This window comes from Actinophytocola sp., assembly GCF_009379765.1.
Lineage (GTDB): Bacteria > Actinomycetota > Actinomycetes > Mycobacteriales > Pseudonocardiaceae > Actinophytocola.
On sequence record NZ_WHTD01000107.1, the window covers coordinates 1 to 18,850 of the forward strand.

Here is an 18,850-nt window from a genome sequence, read left to right on the forward strand (position 1 = left end):
GCAGACGCCGTCCGGCCCGCAGCCGCGGCAGTACGCGGATCCGAACGCCTCCGACCCGCACTACGCCGAGCAGACGCCGTCGGGACCGCAACCCCAGCAGTACGCCGAGCAGACGCCGTCGGGTCCGCAGCCGCAGCAGCCGTACCCGCCGCAGGGCTACCCGCAGCAGCAGCCTCAACAGCAGCAGCCGCCGCAGTACCAGACGGCGGCCCAGCAGCAGCATCCCCAGCAGCAGCGGCCGCCGCGCGCCGACGAGCTGTCGAGCGCCGAGCTGATCAAGCAGTCCAGGCGTCGCCCGCAGTCCGGCTGGCGCAAGGCGGTCTTCGTGGCCAGCGGCCACCTCGTCAACGTCGGTGAGAGCCCGTCGGACGTGCAGCGCCGCGAGCTCATCACGCGGGTCAACCAGCCGTTGCGCGGGTGCTACAAGATCGCCATGCTGAGCCTCAAGGGTGGCGTCGGCAAGACCACGACCACGACCACGCTCGGCTCCACGTTCTCCTCGCTGCGCGGCGACCGGGTCATCGCGGTCGACGCCAACCCCGACCGCGGCACGCTCAGCCAGAAGATCCCGCTGGAGACCACCGCGACCGTGCGGCACCTCCTGCGCGACGCGGACCGCATCCACCGCTACTCCGACATCCGCGCCTACACATCACAGGGCCCGAGCCGGCTCGAGGTGCTGGCGAGCGAGCAGGACCCGGCGGTGTCCGAGGCGTTCAGCGAGGACGACTACCGGCGCACGGTCACGCTGCTCGAGCACTTCTACAACATCGTGCTCACCGACTGCGGCACCGGCCTCATGCACTCCGCGATGAAGGGCGTGCTCGACATCGCCGACGCGCTCGTGGTCGTGTCGTCCGGCTCGGTGGACGGGGCCAGGAGTGCGTCGGCCACGCTCGACTGGCTCGACGTGCACGGCTACCGCGACCTGGTGTCCCGCTCGGTGGCGGTGATCAACTCGGTGCGCCCGCGCGCGGGGTCGGTGGACCTGGACAAGCTGGCCCAGCACTTCGGTGCCCGGTGCCGTGCGGTGTGCCGGATCCCGTTCGACCCGCACCTGGAAGAGGGGGCCGAGATCGAGCTCGACCGCCTCGGCCCGACCACCCGGATGGCCCTGCTGGAGCTGGCCGCGACCGTGGCGGACGGGTTCCCGAGCGAGTTCTACTACGTGCGCTGAACCGCTGGTCAGGCCGGTGGTTGCTTGCTGTCCGGCGGGTCGGCCGGTGGCGGCTTCTGCTTGCCCAGCTTGCGCAGGAACTCCGGGTCGTCGTCGGGCGCCATCGGCGCGGGCCGAGGGCGGCCAGGACGGGTCGGTCGGGTCGGGCGACGTTCGTCGACCTCAGCGGGGTTCGACACGAACGCCCGCCACAGCAGCACGGCGACGCAGATCGCGCCGATCGCGGCGAGCAGGTAGAGCATCGAGCCACCTCCCGAGAGTCCTGGCGTCGAGGTTAGCCCGTTTCTTCCGATTCCGGGGGCCTCGGGGGGTGAACCGTTCCCGTGGTGTTCGGTGTGTTATCCCGTGGCCTTCGTCGCCTCGGTGGTCAGCTCCGCGAGCAGCGTCTTGACTTCGGACTCCCGGAACCGACGGTGGCCTCCGGGGGTGCGGATCGAGCCGATCCGCCCCGCGGTCGCCCAGCGGGTGACGGTCTTGGGGTCCACCCGGAACAAGGCCGCGACCTCGCCCGGGGTCAGCAGGCGCTCGCCGACGTGTGTAGCAGTCACCATGTCCTCCTCAGGTGCGCCGGACCCGACAGTGTTCAACACGTCGTTCAACATGTCGGGGCAGCCAATCGTGTCATCTCGACCATCGGGTACTCGAACGGTTGTCTTATGGTAAAGAGGTAGTAAGGGACAAAACGGCCGGTTCGGGCAGAGCCCCGGGGCGCTAGAGTGCCGCGGTGGACACGCTGGACCGCAGGATCATCGCCGCGCTGCGCGAGAACGGCCGGGCCACCTACGCGGACCTGGGGAGACAGGTGGGGCTGTCCGCGTCCGCTGTGCACGAGCGGGTGGGCAAGCTCGAGGCAACCGGAGTGATCACGGGATATCACGCGGTCGTCGACCCGAGCGCGGTCGGCCTCGGGGTCACCGCGCTGATCGGCATCCACCCCACGGACATCGCCGACGACGAGGACGTGGCGGCGTCGTTGGCGCTGCTCCCCGAGGTCGAGTCGTGCTACCGGGTGGCAGGCGACGAGTCGTTCGTGGTCAAGGTGCGGGTGGCGACGGTCGACGACCTGGAGCACACGCTGGGCAGGCTGCGCCGGATCGACGGCGTGGCGCGCACCCGGACCACGCTCGTGCTCTCGACCCGGTTCGAGGGCCGGCCGAACACGTCGGAGGTCGAGGATGCCGACGGGTAGCGTCTCGGTTGTGGCGGACAACCTGCGGCGTGACCTGGCGCTCTACACGCTGGCCAGGCTGGCCCTGGTCGCCCTGGTCACGCTCGTTCTGATGCTCTTCGACATCCCGTTGCTCGTGGCGCTGGCGGTCGCGATCGTCGTCGGCTTCCCGTTGGGGCTCCTGGTCTTCCGCGGCCTGAACCGGCGGGTCACGGCCGGGTTGGCGGCCCGGGGCGCCGAGCGCGACGCCCACCGGGACCGCCTGCGGGCTCAGCTGCGCGGCGACGACCCGTCCCCGGACTCCGCGGACGAGTCGTGACCGCGATAGACCGGTGTAGCGACAAGACGCGGACCTGGGTCTGCGAGGCGGTCCGCATCATCGAGGCGGACGCCAACCGCAGCGCCGACACGCACCTGATCCCGTTCCCGCTGCCGGCGGAATGGAACGTCCAGCTCTACCTCAAGGACGAGTCGACCCATCCCACCGGTTCGCTGAAGCACCGCCTGGCCCGCTCGCTGTTCCTGTACGCGCTGTGCAACGGCTGGATCGTCGAGGGCACACCGGTGATCGAGGCCTCCTCCGGTTCGACGGCGGTGTCCGAGGCCTACTTCGCGCGGATGCTGGGCCTGGCGTTCATCGCGGTGATGCCCCGCACGACGAGCGCGGAGAAGGTCGAGCTCATCGAGCGCCAGGGCGGCCGCTGCCACTTCATCGACGAGCCGAGCCAGCTCTACGCGGAGTCCCACCGCCTGGCGGCGGAGCTCGGCGGCCACTTCATGGACCAGTTCACCAACGCAGAGCGGGCGACGGACTGGCGCGGCAACAACAACATCGCGGAGTCCATCTTCCAGCAGATGGCCCTGGAGCCCCACCCCGAGCCGGAGTGGGTGGTGGTGGGCGCCGGCACCGGCGGCACGAGCGCGACCATCGGCCGCTACATCCGCTTCCGCCGGCTCCGCACCCGGCTGGCCGTCGTCGACCCGGAGCATTCGGTGTTCTTCACCGCCTGGCGCGACGACTCACCCGCGCTGACCGACTGCCGCGGCTCGCGCATCGAGGGCATCGGCCGCCCGCGGGTGGAGCCGTCGTTCATCGGCCAGGTGATCGACCGCATGATCAAGGTCCCGGACGCTGCCTCGCTGGCGACCATCCGCGCCGTGGAGCCGGTGCTGGGCCGCCGGGTGGGCGGCTCGACGGGCACGAACCTGTGGGGCGCCTTCCAGATCGTGGCGGAGCTGCGAGCCGCCGGCCGCTCGGGCAGCGTGGTGACGCTGCTGTGCGACCAGGGCGACCGCTACGGCCACACGTACTACTCCGACGAGTGGCTCGCCGCCCAAGGCCTGGACCTGGCCGCCGCCCGTGCGCCGGTGGACGCGTTCCTCGCCACCGGCGAGTGGCCCGCCTGACTCTCACGAACACACCGGTTCCGACGACAGACTCCAGCAGCATTCGCTGCGACCCGGAGGACGCGACATGGAACCGATGATCATCGGCACGTTCACTCGGCTACTGGTCTCGGGCCTGGCCAAGTCGGTGATACTACGCGCGATCGGCGGCTGGCTCGTCGGCGTGGCGGACGTCCTGTGAGAGGCGTCGGCCGCCTTCCTGGGCGCGAGCATCGCGCTGGTCCTGTCCCCACACGGAACGATCGGTGGCCTGGCCTGTCACCCGTGGCTGCTGACCGTGGTCGCCCTGGCGATCCTGTCGTTCGCGTGGTGGGTCCACTCCCGCCTGACGAACGTCGTCCACCTGGCCCGCGAACGAGTCACCAGTGGGTGCCTGACCGGGCCCGTCGTGAGCGGGGCGAGCAGCCGGTCTATGACTCGTACGCGCGGCTGTCGAAGAACCCGACGACGGGCGAGCGGGAGAAGATCGAGGACCAGCGGTTGGACAACCGGGTGTGATCGAGCGGTTGGGCGGCCGGTTGGTACTCGCGATGGAAGAAACCCGCCGCAGCGCCGAAAACTCCCAACTCACCTACCGGTTGGTACCCAGTCCCGACCGTGAGCAGCGGTTTCCATGACTCGCGTCGGTGACCGAATCGGGCGACAGGTTTGGTGACTGGGGCGCCGATTGGTCTCCCGAGTTGTGCTACCCCCTCCCCCACGCGCACGCAACGCGTCGTCCGACGCTCCGCGTGCGCGGCGACAGCAATGGAACGGCGCAGGGACCAGGCGTCGCTAGAGGCTGCGATGCTCGGCCCACGTCGTCGCAGCTCGACGCAAGCGTTGCTTCCAGGGGCGCGGGTCGGCTGTGGCGATCTGGTCCCAGCGTGCGGTGTTGATCGCGGTGAAGGCGTCCAGTGCGTCGCCGGACGCTCTGGCCCAAGGCTAGAACCGCGCGGTGGGCAGCATGAGGCAGATGATCAGGTCTCCGCAAAGTCGGGGCGGTCCAGACGGCGGCGGCCCGGAGAACCTGCTTCAGCCAGCATGTATGTCGTCGGGGCGGGCCGTCGCGCCTGCACCATCCCTCGTCTGCGGTCGCTGTCCCCCCGAAGCCTCTAGTACGGCAGCCCGGGTTCGTTATGTAGATGCTCGGCGATGAGGCCGAGGTAGTTCGGGCTGCTCGCGTGTCTGCGCTCGCGCGTTCGGGAGTGGCGCGAGGCCGTCGAAGACAATAGCGAGCACCCGGGCTCGTACCTCTTGGTCGAGGTGCGCGTGCGCGGCGGCTCGTGATGTGGCAACCAGCAAGGCGTAGACCTCGGGCAGTTCGACATCGTCTCGGACGGCGCCGGCGTGTTGGGCGTGTTGCAGCAGAGCAGCGACAGCTCTGCGCAGTCCATTCGATGCCTGAGCGGCGTCGCCGTCGCTGTCACCGCCGGCTTCAAGTAGAGCCTCGGCTATGGCGATTTTGGTCGCCGCGTCGGCGACGAGGTGGCTAAAGAAGTCGAAGAACGCCCTGCCCGGATCCGTGGCATCGAGCAGTGTTTCGGCCTGCTCGCACAGGCGATCAAACCGCCTCACGAGAACGGCCTCTAGCAGCGCCGCCTTGGTGGGGAAGTGGCGGAAGACTGTGGCAACGCCAACGCCGGCCAAGCGGGCCACCTCCTCGGTCGATGCAGACTCGCCGCCCTTGCCGAAGACCTCTTCGGCGACGTCCAGGATGCGGCCACGGTTGGCTCGCGCATCGGCGCGTTGCGACCGCCAGCTGCCGGTGTCTCGCTTGCCTGGGGTTCTCATCGCTCCTTCGCCCACGCGTTGCCATCCGAAGTCATGACTCCATATAATCGGAGTCGATACTTCGGATGGTATCCGATCCGACTGCATGCCGATGACAGGAGAGTGCCATGGCCCAACCCCGTAGCCCGCAAGAGGTCTTCCTCGCACTCGTAGACGGCGTTGCGGAGGGCCATTGGGACGAACTACCCGGCCTGTATGCAGAACAGACCCACGTCGTGCACCCGTTCGACCCGCTTCGCGCCGCTGCGCTGCGTACCCGCGACGAACTTCGCGAACACTTCAGGCCGACCGACGCCGGTCCCCGGCTGCATCGTCGGGCAGCCAACATCACAATCCACGAGACGACCGATCCCGAGGTCATCGTCGCCGAGTTCGAGTATCAGGGAACAGTCGCCGAGACAGGAGAGCGCTTCGCGCTGCCTGGCATCTTCGTGCTCCGTGTGCGCAACGGTGAGATCGTCAGCTCCCGTGACTACTTCGACCATGTCACCGCCGCCCGAATCCGTGGCCAACTCGACGCACTTGTCGCAGCCGTCAACGCTGACAGCGCAACCTCGTACTAGTCCTGCAGGCCGGTTGCGCGCGTGGAAGACGACCAACGGATTCCCTCGCGGAGTAATTTCACTTGTTAGTCGGGGCTGGCGATGATGCATTCCATCTCTTGGTTCGAGCGGGTGACGACGATGTTATCGTGCCGCCAGTCGTAGTAGGGGCATGGTTAGATGCGGCACGTACCGCAACCGAATTGCCAGGTGAAACCGGCCCAGAGCGCAAGTGGTCAGCCATCATTGGGCCGATAGCGCCGCGAATGAGCGAAAGCCGCATGGGCGTTGACCGTGAAGGCCTCGCTGCTGCGGCAAATTCGGGGGAATGAAATTCTGGTCAACTGGTCGCTACTTACTCGAGTCCAGCGCCTCCTCAGAGATGCCTTCACTTCACGGCGGGACCCTATATGTTTCAGTTCCCATCCTGGTCACAGGCTCTCATCGAGGGGTTGCCATCACGCGCGTTTGCGCGCGAGCTTTTGCTTCGGCTGCAAGCGGTTCGGGGGCTGAGCCGGCGACTGGCCTAGCTGAACCCCAACGCCGCGCCGGCGAACACGGCCCACGCGAGCATCGCCATCGCGGTGTCCCGCAGTACCGGGATCAGGGCCAGCCCGTCCCGCCTCCGGGCAACGATCCGCACCGCCGGCAGCACCACGACGGCGGCCAGCAACGCGACCAGCACCCACACCTCGGCGAACGCGGCGAGCACGGTCACCACGAACGGCACGCCGACCAGTCCGAAGTAGAGCGTCCGGGTGCGGCGGTCGCCGAGGCGGACCGCGAGGGTGCGCTTGCCCGTCTCCCGGTCGGTCGGCACGTCCCGCAAGTTGTTGGCCACCAACACGGCCGCCGAGAACGCGCCCAGCGCCACCGCGCCGGCCACCCCCAGCCACGTCACCCTCCCGGCCTGCACGTACTGCGTCCCCAGCACGGCGACCAGTCCGAAGAAGACGAACACCGCCGCCTCCCCCCAGCCCGAGTAGCCGTACGGCCGCGACCCTCCGGTGTAGAACCACGCGCCCGCGATGGACACCGCCCCGACCGCCAGCAGCCACCAGTGCCCGGTCGACGCGACCAGCACCAAGCCCGCCACCGCCGCCAGCCCGAAGCACGCGAACGCGGCCGCCTTCACCGACGCCGGCGTCGCGACACCCGAGCCGACCAGACGCAACGGCCCGACCCGGTCGGCGTCGGTCCCGCGGATGCCGTCGGAGTAGTCGTTCGCGTAGTTCACCCCGACCTGCAACGACAGCGCGACCACCAGCGCGAGCAGCGACGCCCACCAGTCGAACCGGTCGATCGCCCCGGCCGCGCCCGCGCCGACGATCACCGGGGCGACCGAGTTCGGCAGCGTCCGGACCCGCGCCCCCTCGATCCACTCTGCTGCTGTTGCCGCCATGCCCCCATCTTGCTGTGCCTGAGGCTGCCCGGGGTCGGGAGGGGGATCCGGGGTGACCGAGATCGCGGTTCGGCGCCTCGCGGTCCGCTCGCCGACCCCCGCCGCCGGCCGTCAGCAGGTCGGCGCGGAGCCGCCGCCCGAGACGTAGGCCGCCGCGACGAACTTGCCGGCGGCGAGCCGGTACCAGACGTTCGACGTGCCCTGGGAGCCCGTGACCGACTGGCCGGTGGCCTTGCACTCGATCCGCACCTGCGCGTAGTTCGCCGCCATGCCGACGACCGCCCCGCCGGTGTTGGTGGCGTTGCGCACGTTCAGCGGGTCACCGGCGGTGTCGACGAAGCCGGCCGGGTCCGAGCCGGTCCACTGGTAGGTGACGGTCACCCAGGAGTTGTCGGTGAGCTTGAGCCCGTCCCAGAAGGTGCCGTCGGCGAGGTCGATGCCGGCCGGGTTGGCGACCTGCCGGCCGAACTGGTCCGCGCCGCCGTTGTAGTCGTCCTGGTAGGCGGCCTGCGCCTCGGGCTTGCCCTGGGGGAGGTCCTTCCATTCCTGGCGCACGTCCGGCGGGTTCCAGTAGTCGTCGCGGGTGTTCCAGGGGCCGACGTCCCAGACGGGAGCCCATTCGCAGCGGCCGTTGCTCGCGCAGACGCGCACGCTGTAGTCACCCGCCCAGTTGCCGGACAGCCCGCGCCGGGACGGCAACGCGACGAAGTGGTCCCGCGAGGTGATGACGTGCCCGTTGGCCGTCGTGCCGCCGACGAGACCCTCCCGGGTGGCGAACACCTCGTAGGTGAGCCCCGCGGCGGCGGCGTGCACCTCCTCGGACGGCGCCTTCCCGGACACCGACGGGGTGACCGTCAACGCCCGGAGCTCCGGCGACCGCGTTCCGGCCGGCGCACCGAGCATCGCGCGAACCTCGACCTCCCGGGCGGCGCCGGGCAGGACGGCCGGCGCGTCTGGTCGGACCTCGGCCCACTCGCTCCACTGCCCGTCGGCCAGCCGCCCCCGCACGTCGACGGCGAGCTCGGTGCCCGCCGGGACGGTGCTCCCGACCGTGGCCGCGAAGGTGTCGGCCGGCGTCGCGAGCGGGTCGAGCGAGTAGACGGCGACGCCGGTCCGCAGGCCGGACCCGGTACTGGCCGCCCGGTCGGCCCCGGCGCCCAGGCGTACCGAGGCGTTGGTGGTCACGTTGGTGCTGCCGTCGGCGGGCCGGGTGAGATCGATCCGCTGCCCGGGCTCGGCGGCGGGCTCGGCGCTTGCGGACGCGAACCCGCCTGCCGGAGCGACGACGAGTGCGCCCACCAGCAGAAAGTGTCGGATGGACTTCATGATCGTCCTTTCGGCGGCACACGGAGCGGCCGACGAACCGCTGCAGGGTCGCGTGCCGTTGGCGGGTCGAGCCAAGCCCGCGGACGGTGACTTGTCAACGAAAACCCTCCGCGTGTTGACAAATAATCACCGATCGGGCACGCCCTCACCGGAACGGTCGGTGCCGTCGATCCGGGTGGCGGTTGTTCGACGCGGTGGTAGCCGCACCCGCGGCACCGATGCCGAAGGAGGCACCGCATGCGCAAGTTCAAGCTCCAGGTCCAGACCACCGTCGACGGCTACATGGCCGGTCCGAACGGTGAGATGGACTGGACGACGTTCCCGTGGACCGACGACATCAGCTCCTACGTCGACGCGCTGTCCGCACCGGTCGACTGCATCGTGTTGGGCCGCAAGCTCGCCGAAGGGTTCATCCCGGCATGGGCGTCCGGGCCGGAGGGCGAGACCCAGGAGTCCATCGACTGGATGAACAACACACCCAAGGTCGTGATCTCCAACTCGCTCACCGAGTCGCCGTGGGCGAACGCCGTCGTCGCCGGTGGTGACCTCGCCGAGACCGTGAACCGGCTCAAGGCCCGGCCCGGTGGGGACATGATCGCCTACGGAGGCGGCACGCTCGGGTCGGACCTGATCGCGAAGGGCCTGCTCGACGAGCTCCACCTGTTCGTCAACCCGACCGCGATCGGCGCCGGCATGCCGGTGTTCGCCGACCTCGGCACCCATCAGCGGCTTCGCCTCGTCGGTGCGCACCCGTTCGACTGCGGGATCACCGCGCTGCACTACGAACCGAAGCGCTCCTGAGCACCCGCGTCGCACGGCGCGGGAGGGGTCCCGGGCGTCCGGACCTAGCGTTCGGGTCATGACGGACAAACGGCCCGGGGCCCTCATCAACGCGGTCGTCGCGATCTTCCTGCAGGCGGCGCTCAACGCCTTCGCCGGCGTGCTGTTGCTCTGGGCCGCAGGCGAGGACGTCGAGCACGGCCGGGACCCGGGCAACCTCGTGTACCTGCTCGGCTACGTCTCGATCGTCATCGCGGTCGTCCTCGCGGTCTGCGGGGTGCTCCTGGTGCGCCGGGTCGAGTGGGCGCGGATCCCGGTCGCGGTCATCGAGGTCGTCGGCATCATCAGCGGGCTCCTCACCCTCGCCCAGGGGTCGCCGGCGGGCATCGCCAACATCGCGCTCGCGGTGCTCGTCCTCGTCAGCCTGTTCCGTGCCGACACCAGCCGGTGGCTGCGCCCTACGCCGTTCTGAGCAGCTCCCGCACGGCCGACCGGTCGACCTTTCCCGGACCCCGCTGCGGAAGCGCGTCCGCGAACCGCACCAGCTTCGGCACCGCCGGCCCACCCAGCGCGGCCCGCACGGCGTCGAGCAGGTCGGCCACCGCGGGCGCGGGCCCGGCCGGCACGATCGCGGCCGCCACCAGCTGCCCCCACTCCACCGACGGCAGGTCGACCACGCACGCTTCGGCCACCCCCGGCTGCGCGGTCAGCACCGCCTCGACCGCGCTCGGCGCCACCTTCACACCGCCGGTGTTGATCACGAAGTCCGCCCGGCCCAGGATCTCCAACGAGCCGTCGGGCCGCAGCGCACCGAGGTCGGTGGTCCGGAACCAACCGTCCACGAAGGACGCCGCGGTGGCGGCGGGCGCCAGCCGGTAGCCGCTCGCCAGCATCGGCCCGGACAGCTCGACGACCCCGGCCGAGAGCCGCACCCCGACGCCGTCGAGCGGGAACCCGTCGTACACGCAGCCGCCCGCGGTCTCCGACATCCCGTACGTCGTGACCACCCGCACGCCCGCCGCCCGCGCCCGCTCCAGCAGCGGCGCCGGGGTGGCCGCGCCGCCGAGCAGCACCGCGCCGAACGATCGCAGCGCCTCGAGGTCCGTGGCCAGCAGCCGGGACAGCTGGGTCGGCACCAGCGACGTGTACCGCCGCCCGCTCCCGAGCTGGTCGGCGGCGTCGGCAAACGCTTGCGCGCCCAGGACGACGGGCTCGGCGCCCGCCAGCAGCGACCGGGCGATCACCTGGACGCCCGCGACGTGCTGCGCCGGCAGCGGGAGCAGCCACCGCCCCGGCCCGCCGAGCCGCGCATGGGTCGCCGCCGCGGAGGCCCGCAGCGCGGCCGCGGACAGCAGCACGCCCTTGGCCTCCCCGGTGGACCCCGAGGTCGCGACGATCACCGCGGTCCCCGGCTCGACGGGCCGGTCCGGCGCCATCCGCTCCCGCAGCTCCGCGAACCGCGGATCCGCCGCCGACAGGGGCAGCACGGCGGGCCCGATCCCGTCGAGCACCGAACGCAGCGCATCGACGAGCGAGCCGACACCCGACGGTCCATCAAGCACGATCACCCGCACGCCGTCGATTGTCGTACGCCGGCTCGGCAGCCGCCCGAAACCGTCGGACTGCTCACCTACAGTCATGGGCATGACCTGGCTCCCACCGCTCGACCAGGGCCTGCGTGACCAGTACTTACGCAGGCTCGGCCTCCCCGAGCCACCGCCACCCAGCGCAGCGGCGCTGCACGCGGTGCACCGGGCGCAGGTCGAGCGCATCCCGTACGAGTCGGTCTGGATCTGGCTCGGTGAGCGGCGCACCATCGCGCCGCTCGACTCCGTGCGGCACGTCACCACCGGTCGGGGCGGCTACTGTTACCACCTCAACGGCGCGCTGGCCACGCTGCTCGGCTGGCTCGGCTTCGACGTGCGCCGCCATGTCGGCGGTGTGCAGGGCGCGCCCGACAGCGAGGTCGGCGCCACCGCCAACCACCTGGCGCTCACGGTCAACGGCCTGCCCACCGACACCAACCCGGGCGGCCGCTGGTTCATCGACGCCGGGCTGGGCGACGGGCCACACGAGCCGATGCCACTCCTGGAAGGTGAGCACCGCCAGGGCCCGTTCACCTACGCGCTCGCGCCGAGCGCGGCCGTTCCCGGTGGCTGGCGCTTCCACGCCGACCCGCGGATGTCCTTGGTGGGCATGGACTTCGCCGCCGGGGAAGCCGAACAGCATGCCTTCGAGGCCAAGCACCGGTTCCTGCAGTCGCACCCAGACTCGGGCTTCGTGCGGGTCCTCACGGCCTTCCGTCGCGACGCCGGCGGAGTCGACGCCTTACGTGGCCGGGTACAGCGACGACTGGACGGAAAGGGCGACACCCGTACGGACCTGACAACCAAACACGACTGGTACGCCGCCCTCGCCGACGTCTTCGACCTGACGCTGTCCGATGTGGACGACGAACGCCGGGAACACCTGTGGCGCAAGGTCAACACCGGGCACGAGGCGTGGCTGGCCGCCGCTCAGTAGTAGTGCGGGAACGGTGACCAGTCGGGGTCGCGCTTCTCCAGGAACGCGTCGCGCCCTTCCACGGCCTCGTCGGTCATGTACGCCAGCCTGGTCGTCTCGCCGGCGAACAGCTGCTGGCCGACCAGGCCGTCGTCGATCAGGTTGAACGCGTACTTCAGCATGCGCCGCGCCGTGGGCGACTTGCCGTTGATCTCCGTCGCCCACTCGAGCGCGGTCGGCTCCAGCGAGGCGTGCGGCACCACGGCGTTCACGGCGCCCATCCGGTGCATGTCCTCCGCCGAGTACGTCCGGCCCAGGAAGAACACCTCGCGGGCGAGCTTCTGCCCGATCTGCCGCGCGAGGTAGGCCGACCCGTACCCGCCGTCGAAGCTGCCCACGTCCGCGTCCGTCTGCTTGAACCGGGCGTGCTCGGCGCTGGCCAAGGTCAGGTCGCACGTCACGTGCAGGCTGTGCCCGCCGCCGGCCGCCCACCCCGGCACGACCGCGATCACGACCTTCGGCATGAACCGGATGAGTCTTTGGCACTCCAGGATGTGCAGCCGCCCGGCGCGGGCCGGGTCCACCGAGGCGGCGGTCTCGCCGGCCGCGTACTGGTACCCCGTCCGTCCCCGGATCCGCTGGTCGCCACCCGAGCAGAACGCCCAGCCCCCGTCCCGGGGGGACGGACCGTTCCCCGTCAGCAACACGCACCCCACATCGGGTGACATGCGGGCATGGTCCAGGGCCCGGTAGAGCTCGTCGACCGTGTGCGGCCGGAAGGCGTTGCGGACCTCCGGCCGGTCGAACGCGATCCGCACCGCCCCGGTCTCGACGGCCCGGTGGTAGGTGATGTCGGTGAGGTCGAAACCCTCGACGGCACGCCACGCGCCGGGGTCGAACAGCTCGGAGACGGTCGGCTCAGCCACGCCGCGAGCATATGGGCACAGCGAATCGCGAGCTCCCGGGCCGCCGTGCCAAGCTGGGCCTCATGCGGGATGTCGAGACGTTGGTGGAGGAGCTCGCCGAGCGTGACGACGCCGGGCTCGTGGTGGCCGCGTGCTGGTACGACGTGTCCAACGACCGCCCCAACTACCTCATGTCGCAGCTCGACGTGCAGAACTTCCTCTGGCTCACGCTCCCGCAGCTCCTCCGCGAACCCCCGGCGGACGTGCGCCCGATGCCCGACTGGCGCGACGTCGTCAAGCGGGCCGCCTGGTTCTTCGACCAGCTCGACCAGCCCCGCTACGCCGACATCTGCCGCAGCGAGCGCACGGCGAAGATCATCGAAGCGGCCGGCGACGAGATGGGCTGCTTCGAGCTCTACGCCCACGCCACGCTCGAGTCCGGTCTCATGCCGCCCGCCGACATGCGGGTCGCCTGGACCGACGAACCGGGCCCGCGCGAGACGGCCCTGTTCGACGCGATCACCCGGGCCCTCGAGCGCGCCATCGTCGCCGGTGACCTCGACCCCGCCGACGACCAGCGCCGGCTCGGCGTCGCCGTCGACGTGCTCGACCAGTCGCCGGACGGCCACCACGACACCCTGGGCAACCTGCTCCTGACCGAGCGGATGGAGCTGTGGCGCGACCACTGCGGCAGCCAGACCATGCGTGAGCTGCTGGTTCGCACCGCACCCGACTTCGCCGGGCCGTCCGGTCTCGACGCGGACCTCCTGATGCCGGCCGTCCGCCCGCTCGCCCGCGTGGTCGGCGAGCCCGGTGCCGGCCCGGGTGAGGTGCGCAGGATCGCCGAGAAGTTCGGCCTGCTCGAGACCGTCGACGGGGAGCTGCGGCGCACCGACGACGGCGACCGCGCCATCGCGCATCCGGTGATGACCTTCGAGGCCATGTGCAACGGCCTGCTCGACAGCCCGGACCGGATCGCCCGCCAGGCCGTCGCGCCGCTGTTCGCGATGCTGCTGCTCGCCGACGAGATCGACCTCGACATGATGGTCGAGCGGATCGGCATGGTGCTCTACGAGATGGGCTGGCGCGGCGACGCCCACGACGAGCCGATGCCCACCGACACCGTGCGCGACACCGTCCTCGACCTGCTGCAGGACCTGCAGACCGTCGGCGCCACCGAGAACGGTGAGCGGCTCACCGCGTTCGGCCGCGAGCTCATCCACGGGGCGATCCGCATGCACGCGATGCAAGGGGGCAGCGTGGAGTGAACCCGTCCACCGCGCAGGCGAGCGTGATCGTCGACGAGCTGGTCCGCAACGACGTCCCGCACGTCGTCCTCACCCCGGGCTCGCGCAACGCGGCGCTGGCCATGGCCCTGCACGCCGCCGCCGAGGCCGGCCGGCTCACCCTGCATGTCCGGATCGACGAGCGCGCGGCGGCGTTCCTCGCACTCGGCCTCGCGCGAGGCAGCGGCCGCCCGGTCGCGGTCGTCTGCACGTCGGGCACGGCGGCCGCCAACCTGCATCCGGCGGTGCTCGAGGCGCACCACTCGGGCGTCGGCCTGCTGACGATCACCGCCGACCGGCCGCCGGAGCTGCACGGCACGGGCGCCAACCAGACCATCGACCAGCGCGGGCTGTTCGGCTCGGCGGCGGTCGCGGTCGAGTTCCCGGTCGCGGAGCGGCGCGAGGGCCAGAACCAGGTGTGGCGCGGCCTTGTCTGCCGGGCCGTCGCACAGGCCGAGCACGGCCGGCCGGTGCAGGTGAACGTGCCGTTCCGGGAGCCGCTGGTCCCGACGTTCGAGCCGCGCTGGCCGGAGTCGCTCGACGGCCGCCCCGGCGGTCTGCGCTGGACGACGTCCGCGGCGCCGGTGTCGATGGCCGGCAGCCGCGTGGACTTCCGGCTGCCGGCGCGCACCCTGATGGTCGTCGGCAGCGGCCGGTCCGACCGGGCCATGGCGGCGGCCACGGTCGCGGCGACCGCGGGTTGGCCCGCGGTCGCCGAGCCGTCCGGGCTCGCGGCGGCGTTGTCGGGCGGCGCGGCCGTGTTGCGCTGCGGGGCGTTGCTGCTGTCACTGGGCGAGCTGCCCCCGCCGCTGCGCCCGGACGCGGTGGTGGTGGTCGGCCGGCCGACCCTGTCCCGCGGCGTCCGGGGCCTGATGGGCCGGGTGCCGGTGTACGGCATCGGCGACCATCCACAGTGGACCGACCCGCAGTACGTGGCGACACACGTCCGCGGCTGGCTCGACCTCGACGACATGTCCCAAGTGGACGGAGTGGACGCCGAGTGGCTGCCGGCCTGGCGGCACGCCGACTCGGGCGCCACCACGGCGGTCGACAAGCTCCTGAGCGAGGAACCCTGGCCGACGGGCCTGCAGCTGGCCGTGGAGCTGGTGAGCGCGTTGCCCTCCGGCGCGACCCTGTTCCTCGGCTCGTCCAACCCGGTCCGCGACGTCGACCTGGTCGCCGAACCCCGCGCGGACCTCCGCGTGTACGCGAACCGAGGCGTGGCCGGCATCGACGGCAACGTCTCGACGGCGGCGGGCGTGGCGCTGGCGGAGGGCGGCCCGGCCTACGCGCTGATCGGCGACCTGACCTTGCTGCACGACCTGAACGGCCTGCTGATCGGCCCTCCGGAACAACGCCCGAACCTCACCGTGGTCGTCCACAACGACGACGGCGGCGGCATCTTCACCCTGCTGGAACAGGGCGCCGCCGAGTACCAGCGAAGCTTCGAGCGGGTGTTCGGCACCCCGCACGGCGCCGACCTGTCCGCCCTGTGCGCGGGCTACGGGGTCCCGCACGCCCTGGCCACCACCCGCGACGAGCTCCGCGCCGCGCTACGCCCGGCCCCGGGCCTGCGCGTGGTGGAGATCCGCTCGAACCGAGCCCTGCTGCGCGACTTGCACGCGCGGTTGCGAGCCGCGGTGAGCGAGGCCGCCCTGCGCTGACAGCGGCGCTGGTACGTCGCTACTCGAAGCGGACCTGGTCCACGAGGCTTGCCCAGTCGACGCGTCCTCCGGGCGGCTGGCGACCGATCCGATCAGTCTGTTGGGCCAACTTCGCGACCGCGGCCAGGCGCGTTCTCGGGTCGGTGGTGAGGTCCTCCAGCAGCAGCGCGTCCGCCCGGGTGAACTTGACCTGGGTCACCGACTTCGAGTCAGTCGTCAGCATCGTCCATTCGCATGCTGCGGCCGCGTGGTTCAGCTCTTGCCGGCGGAAGATCGTGCGGGCCTTGTCGAGATCCGCCAATGCGTCACTCTTGGCGCGGCGCGAGACAAGCGTGACGTGCGCACGCGCGACGTAGGCGCGCGCGAGGATCTCCGAGTAGTGCTCGCCGGGCTCGGCGATCATGGACTCGATCGTGTTGCCGAGCAACCGCCGCCCGTCGGCGTAGCGTCGGTTCGCCGCCGCGACCTCGGCTCTGAGGATCGCCAGGTCGCGGCGATCCTTCCGCTGGCTGGGGGTCAGCACCTCGCCGGCTTGTCGGGTCAGCTCCTCCGCGTAGCCGAGCGCGTCGTCGTCGTTGAGCATCCGGTACCGGGTCAGCTGGGTTCGCGCGCTGAGGCTGAGGCACGCGCCGACCTCGCTTCGACGGACCCGCCTGCCGTCGATCGCTGAGAACAAGGCGGTCGCCTCGGTGAGCGACTGAAGGCTGGCGCTCAGGTGGTGGTCGCACTCCAACCCTCGCGAGTCCTCCGCGAGCAGTCGCTGGATTCGGCCGACACTCTGCTTGCCGAACGCCGCCATGCGCCGGTCGTCGTATTGCTCGGCGATCCGAATGCCCCGCCGTGCCTCGTCGAGCGCCTCCTGAAGGAAGTGGTCCCGCTGTAGGTACCAGGCCGTCCCGCAGATCAGCACCCGCGACTCGAGACGGTGCTCCCAGTGAAGCAGGGGAGTCGTGGACCGCAGCACGCGAATGCATCCGGCCGTGAGGGTTCGCATGAGACTTACCTGCCCCTGGTCCTTGATGACCTCCGCGAGCAGACCGAAGGCGTGCACGAGGTCGGTGGACAGGTCGGGATCCTCCGCCAACCGCAAGCACTCGCCGACAAGCTCGATCGCCTTTTCGGCCGGGAGGTCGTCCTCCAGGTTGTACACCACCTGACGGAACAAGCGTCGGCTGCTGGTCGGCGGAACCTGCTCCGTGGTGCTCATCGCGCCGTGACCTCCCGGATCCTCCAACTTGGCGATGCGTGCGGCGAGTTGGTCTGTGCCGACGCCGGTCTCCGGATCGACGCGGCTGATGTCCAGAGCGCGCAGGGTGGCCGGGGCCATTTCAACGTGGAACGTAGTCGGCGCGACGGGAATGACCGGGCAGCCGGACCGACCCTCGTGGTCGTAGATCCGCTGCCGGACGGCGCGCAGCTCGTATCGAACGCCTTTACGCGGCGAGATGTCCTCAGCCGCCACGTCCTCGAATGCGTGCAGGTATCCAGGGGAAAGCAGGCACAGCACGACTCGGCGCGCGATCTGGTCGTCCATCCAGGCCGGCAGTGAGGAGGGGTTCTGCAGCGGCAACTCGTGGTCGGAAATGACGTCACAACCACGGTCGCGCAGTTCTCGGAGAAGAACAGCGGCCATGCGTCGGCCCTCGGGATCGTGGGCGTAGCTGATCAGCACCCCGCTGGGCCGCCGCTGGGTGACCGCGTCAACCGGCGAAATGGCGGGCGTGTTCTTTCCGTCCACGCTGTCTGCTCCTCCCTCGCGGCTCGGTCGTACCGGGCTTGGTTCACTCGAAGGTGAGCCGGATGGAGGCAGCTACGACGCGGTTTGAGTCGTAGACTTGCTACCCGGTAGCGAATCCTTGTCTCATTGAGCGTGGGTCTGGGTGCGCTGTCATCGGGCGGGCTCTGTTGCAGCAGGGTCCGCCCGAGTCATGTGGTCATTCTTTGTCGATCTCCCTCAGCCGATCGTCGAGCACCCGCCGAGTTTCACTGGCCGGCAACGCGATCTTCTCCAGTTCGAAGAAGATCTGGACGAATTCCATGGTCTCGTCAGATGTCTCCTGAATCAGCTGATCCTTGTAGGGCTGCTCCAGCAGGAGGGCGTAGTCTTCCGGTTCCTCCGATAGCTCGAAGATCTCGAACGAGCTCTTCATGCCCTTGTGTATGCCGGCCGAGTACGGCAGGATCTGAATTGAAACTCGCGGATGTTCGGCGGTTTCCTTGAGCTTCTCGAGTTGTTCGCGCATGGTGGCGTTGTCGCCGATTTGTCGATACAGCGTGGATTCGTCGAGGATGAAGGACAGGTCCGGCCCGCTCTCGGCGGTGATGAGTTCCTGCCGGCGGGCGCGGATCTCGGCCCAGCGACGTGCCTCTTCGTCCGTGACGCCGCCGAGAGCGGTGAGTACGGCGATGTATTGGGGGCTCTGCAGCAGTCCCGGAACCAGCAGGCTCTGGAACTGCTTGATCCGGACGGCCGACGCCTCGAGACCCAAGAAGGCGATGAAGGGTGGAGGTGCGAAGTGCCGGTGCTCCTGCCACCAGGCCGACTGTTTGCTCGCGCGCGCCATCTGCACCAGGCGCTCGACCTCGCCGCTGTCGGTCACCTCGTAATGCAGCAGCAGAGCCTTGAGATCTGTGATGGAGATCCCCACTGAGCCGTTCTCGATGCGAATGATCTTCGATGTGGACCATTCCAAGGCATCCGCGACGTCCCGTTGGGTCAGCTTCCGCGTGTCACGGGCCTGGCGGAGAGCCTGCCTGAGGTGACGGTGCTCGCTGAGTGGGGTCGTGCTCCTCGAAGTCATGGAACCTCCTCCCCAGGCGCCGCTAGTAGACAACCATGGGGCAATCTGCAACATGGCGCTATGGTAGACGACTCTCTGGGACTAGTCAGTACGCTACTGAGATTTCTGCCGGCGCCA

20 protein-coding genes are annotated in these 18,850 nt (G+C 70.2%); 11 read left to right on the forward strand and 9 right to left on the reverse strand.

What is annotated here, in order from left to right:
* On the forward strand, positions 1–1,177 hold a 1,177-nt coding region (locus GEV28_RS27860), incomplete at its 5' end, for a MinD/ParA family protein (protein ID WP_291415285.1).
* 8 nt (positions 1,178–1,185) lie between these two features.
* Here GEV28_RS27860 and GEV28_RS27865 read toward each other — a convergent pair.
* A complete protein-coding gene (locus tag GEV28_RS27865) occupies positions 1,186–1,419 on the reverse strand; it encodes a hypothetical protein (protein WP_291415286.1) in 234 nt (77 codons plus the stop codon).
* 96 nt (positions 1,420–1,515) lie between these two features.
* Positions 1,516–1,725, reverse strand: coding sequence for a BldC family transcriptional regulator (locus tag GEV28_RS27870; RefSeq protein ID WP_291415325.1), 210 nt, complete (start codon positions 1,723–1,725; stop codon positions 1,516–1,518).
* Between the two features lie 176 nt (positions 1,726–1,901).
* Between GEV28_RS27870 and GEV28_RS27875 the strand changes: the two genes are divergently transcribed.
* From GEV28_RS27875 to GEV28_RS27890, 4 genes are all read left to right on the forward strand, one after another.
* Complete coding sequence (locus tag GEV28_RS27875; RefSeq protein ID WP_291415288.1) at positions 1,902–2,366, forward strand: Lrp/AsnC family transcriptional regulator; 465 nt, start codon at positions 1,902–1,904, stop codon at positions 2,364–2,366.
* Between the two features lie 10 nt (positions 2,367–2,376).
* Positions 2,377–2,664, forward strand: coding sequence for a DUF4229 domain-containing protein (locus GEV28_RS27880; protein ID WP_367115203.1), 288 nt, complete (start codon positions 2,377–2,379; stop codon positions 2,662–2,664).
* Complete coding sequence (locus GEV28_RS27885) at positions 2,661–3,752, forward strand: PLP-dependent cysteine synthase family protein (protein WP_291415292.1); 1,092 nt, start codon at positions 2,661–2,663, stop codon at positions 3,750–3,752. The genes GEV28_RS27880 and GEV28_RS27885 overlap by 4 nt, the downstream gene beginning before the upstream one ends.
* Positions 3,753–4,121: 369 nt before the next feature.
* A complete protein-coding gene (locus tag GEV28_RS27890) occupies positions 4,122–4,250 on the forward strand; it encodes a hypothetical protein (protein ID WP_291415294.1) in 129 nt (42 codons plus the stop codon).
* Positions 4,251–4,868: 618 nt separating this feature from the next.
* Here GEV28_RS27890 and GEV28_RS27895 read toward each other — a convergent pair.
* Positions 4,869–5,525 carry a TetR/AcrR family transcriptional regulator gene (locus GEV28_RS27895; RefSeq protein WP_291415295.1) on the reverse strand — a complete coding sequence of 219 codons (657 nt, stop codon included), beginning with the start codon at positions 5,523–5,525 and terminating at the stop codon, positions 4,869–4,871.
* A gap of 107 nt (positions 5,526–5,632) precedes the next feature.
* Between GEV28_RS27895 and GEV28_RS27900 the strand changes: the two genes are divergently transcribed.
* On the forward strand, positions 5,633–6,088 hold the full coding sequence (locus GEV28_RS27900; protein WP_291415296.1) for a nuclear transport factor 2 family protein: 456 nt from the start codon (positions 5,633–5,635) through the stop codon (positions 6,086–6,088).
* 505 nt (positions 6,089–6,593) lie between these two features.
* Here the strand turns inward: GEV28_RS27900 and GEV28_RS27905 are convergent.
* Both GEV28_RS27905 and GEV28_RS27910 read right to left on the reverse strand, forming a co-directional pair.
* A complete protein-coding gene (locus GEV28_RS27905) occupies positions 6,594–7,469 on the reverse strand; it encodes a 1,4-dihydroxy-2-naphthoate polyprenyltransferase (RefSeq protein ID WP_291415297.1) in 876 nt (291 codons plus the stop codon).
* A gap of 111 nt (positions 7,470–7,580) precedes the next feature.
* Positions 7,581–8,795, reverse strand: coding sequence for a hypothetical protein (locus tag GEV28_RS27910; protein ID WP_291415298.1), 1,215 nt, complete (start codon positions 8,793–8,795; stop codon positions 7,581–7,583).
* 237 nt (positions 8,796–9,032) lie between these two features.
* On the opposite strand from GEV28_RS27910, the gene GEV28_RS27915 reads away from it, so the two are divergent.
* Positions 9,033–9,596, forward strand: coding sequence for a dihydrofolate reductase family protein (locus tag GEV28_RS27915; protein WP_291415300.1), 564 nt, complete (start codon positions 9,033–9,035; stop codon positions 9,594–9,596).
* A 58-nt stretch (positions 9,597–9,654) separates the two neighbouring features.
* Positions 9,655–10,047 (forward strand): hypothetical protein, encoded by a 393-nt coding sequence (locus GEV28_RS27920; RefSeq protein ID WP_291415302.1) that lies wholly within the window; start codon positions 9,655–9,657, stop codon positions 10,045–10,047.
* On the opposite strand, the gene menE is transcribed toward GEV28_RS27920, so the two are convergent.
* Positions 10,034–11,215 (reverse strand): o-succinylbenzoate--CoA ligase, encoded by a 1,182-nt coding sequence (gene menE, locus GEV28_RS27925; RefSeq protein ID WP_291415327.1) that lies wholly within the window; start codon positions 11,213–11,215, stop codon positions 10,034–10,036. The genes GEV28_RS27920 and menE overlap by 14 nt on opposite strands.
* Positions 11,216–11,219: 4 nt before the next feature.
* Between menE and GEV28_RS27930 the strand changes: the two genes are divergently transcribed.
* Entirely contained in the window at positions 11,220–12,098 is an 879-nt protein-coding gene (locus tag GEV28_RS27930; RefSeq protein WP_291415303.1) for an arylamine N-acetyltransferase, read from the forward strand.
* Here the strand turns inward: GEV28_RS27930 and GEV28_RS27935 are convergent.
* On the reverse strand, positions 12,092–13,003 hold the full coding sequence (locus tag GEV28_RS27935; RefSeq protein ID WP_291415305.1) for a 1,4-dihydroxy-2-naphthoyl-CoA synthase: 912 nt from the start codon (positions 13,001–13,003) through the stop codon (positions 12,092–12,094). The two genes, GEV28_RS27930 and GEV28_RS27935, sit on opposite strands and share 7 nt — an antisense overlap.
* Positions 13,004–13,065: 62 nt before the next feature.
* Here GEV28_RS27935 and GEV28_RS27940 point away from each other — a divergent pair, with 62 nt between their 5' ends.
* The gene (locus GEV28_RS27940; RefSeq protein ID WP_291415307.1) at positions 13,066–14,250 is read left to right on the forward strand and encodes a hypothetical protein; all 1,185 of its coding nucleotides are present in this window, start codon (positions 13,066–13,068) and stop codon (positions 14,248–14,250) included.
* The gene (menD, locus tag GEV28_RS27945) at positions 14,247–15,932 is read left to right on the forward strand and encodes a 2-succinyl-5-enolpyruvyl-6-hydroxy-3-cyclohexene-1-carboxylic-acid synthase (protein ID WP_291415309.1); all 1,686 of its coding nucleotides are present in this window, start codon (positions 14,247–14,249) and stop codon (positions 15,930–15,932) included. Before GEV28_RS27940 ends, menD begins: the two co-directional genes overlap by 4 nt.
* Positions 15,933–15,951: 19 nt before the next feature.
* On the opposite strand, the gene GEV28_RS27950 is transcribed toward menD, so the two are convergent.
* Positions 15,952–17,670 carry a toll/interleukin-1 receptor domain-containing protein gene (locus GEV28_RS27950; protein WP_291415311.1) on the reverse strand — a complete coding sequence of 573 codons (1,719 nt, stop codon included), beginning with the start codon at positions 17,668–17,670 and terminating at the stop codon, positions 15,952–15,954.
* A gap of 196 nt (positions 17,671–17,866) precedes the next feature.
* Positions 17,867–18,733, reverse strand: coding sequence for a helix-turn-helix transcriptional regulator (locus tag GEV28_RS27955; RefSeq protein ID WP_291415313.1), 867 nt, complete (start codon positions 18,731–18,733; stop codon positions 17,867–17,869).
* Positions 18,734–18,850: the final 117 nt, after the last annotated feature.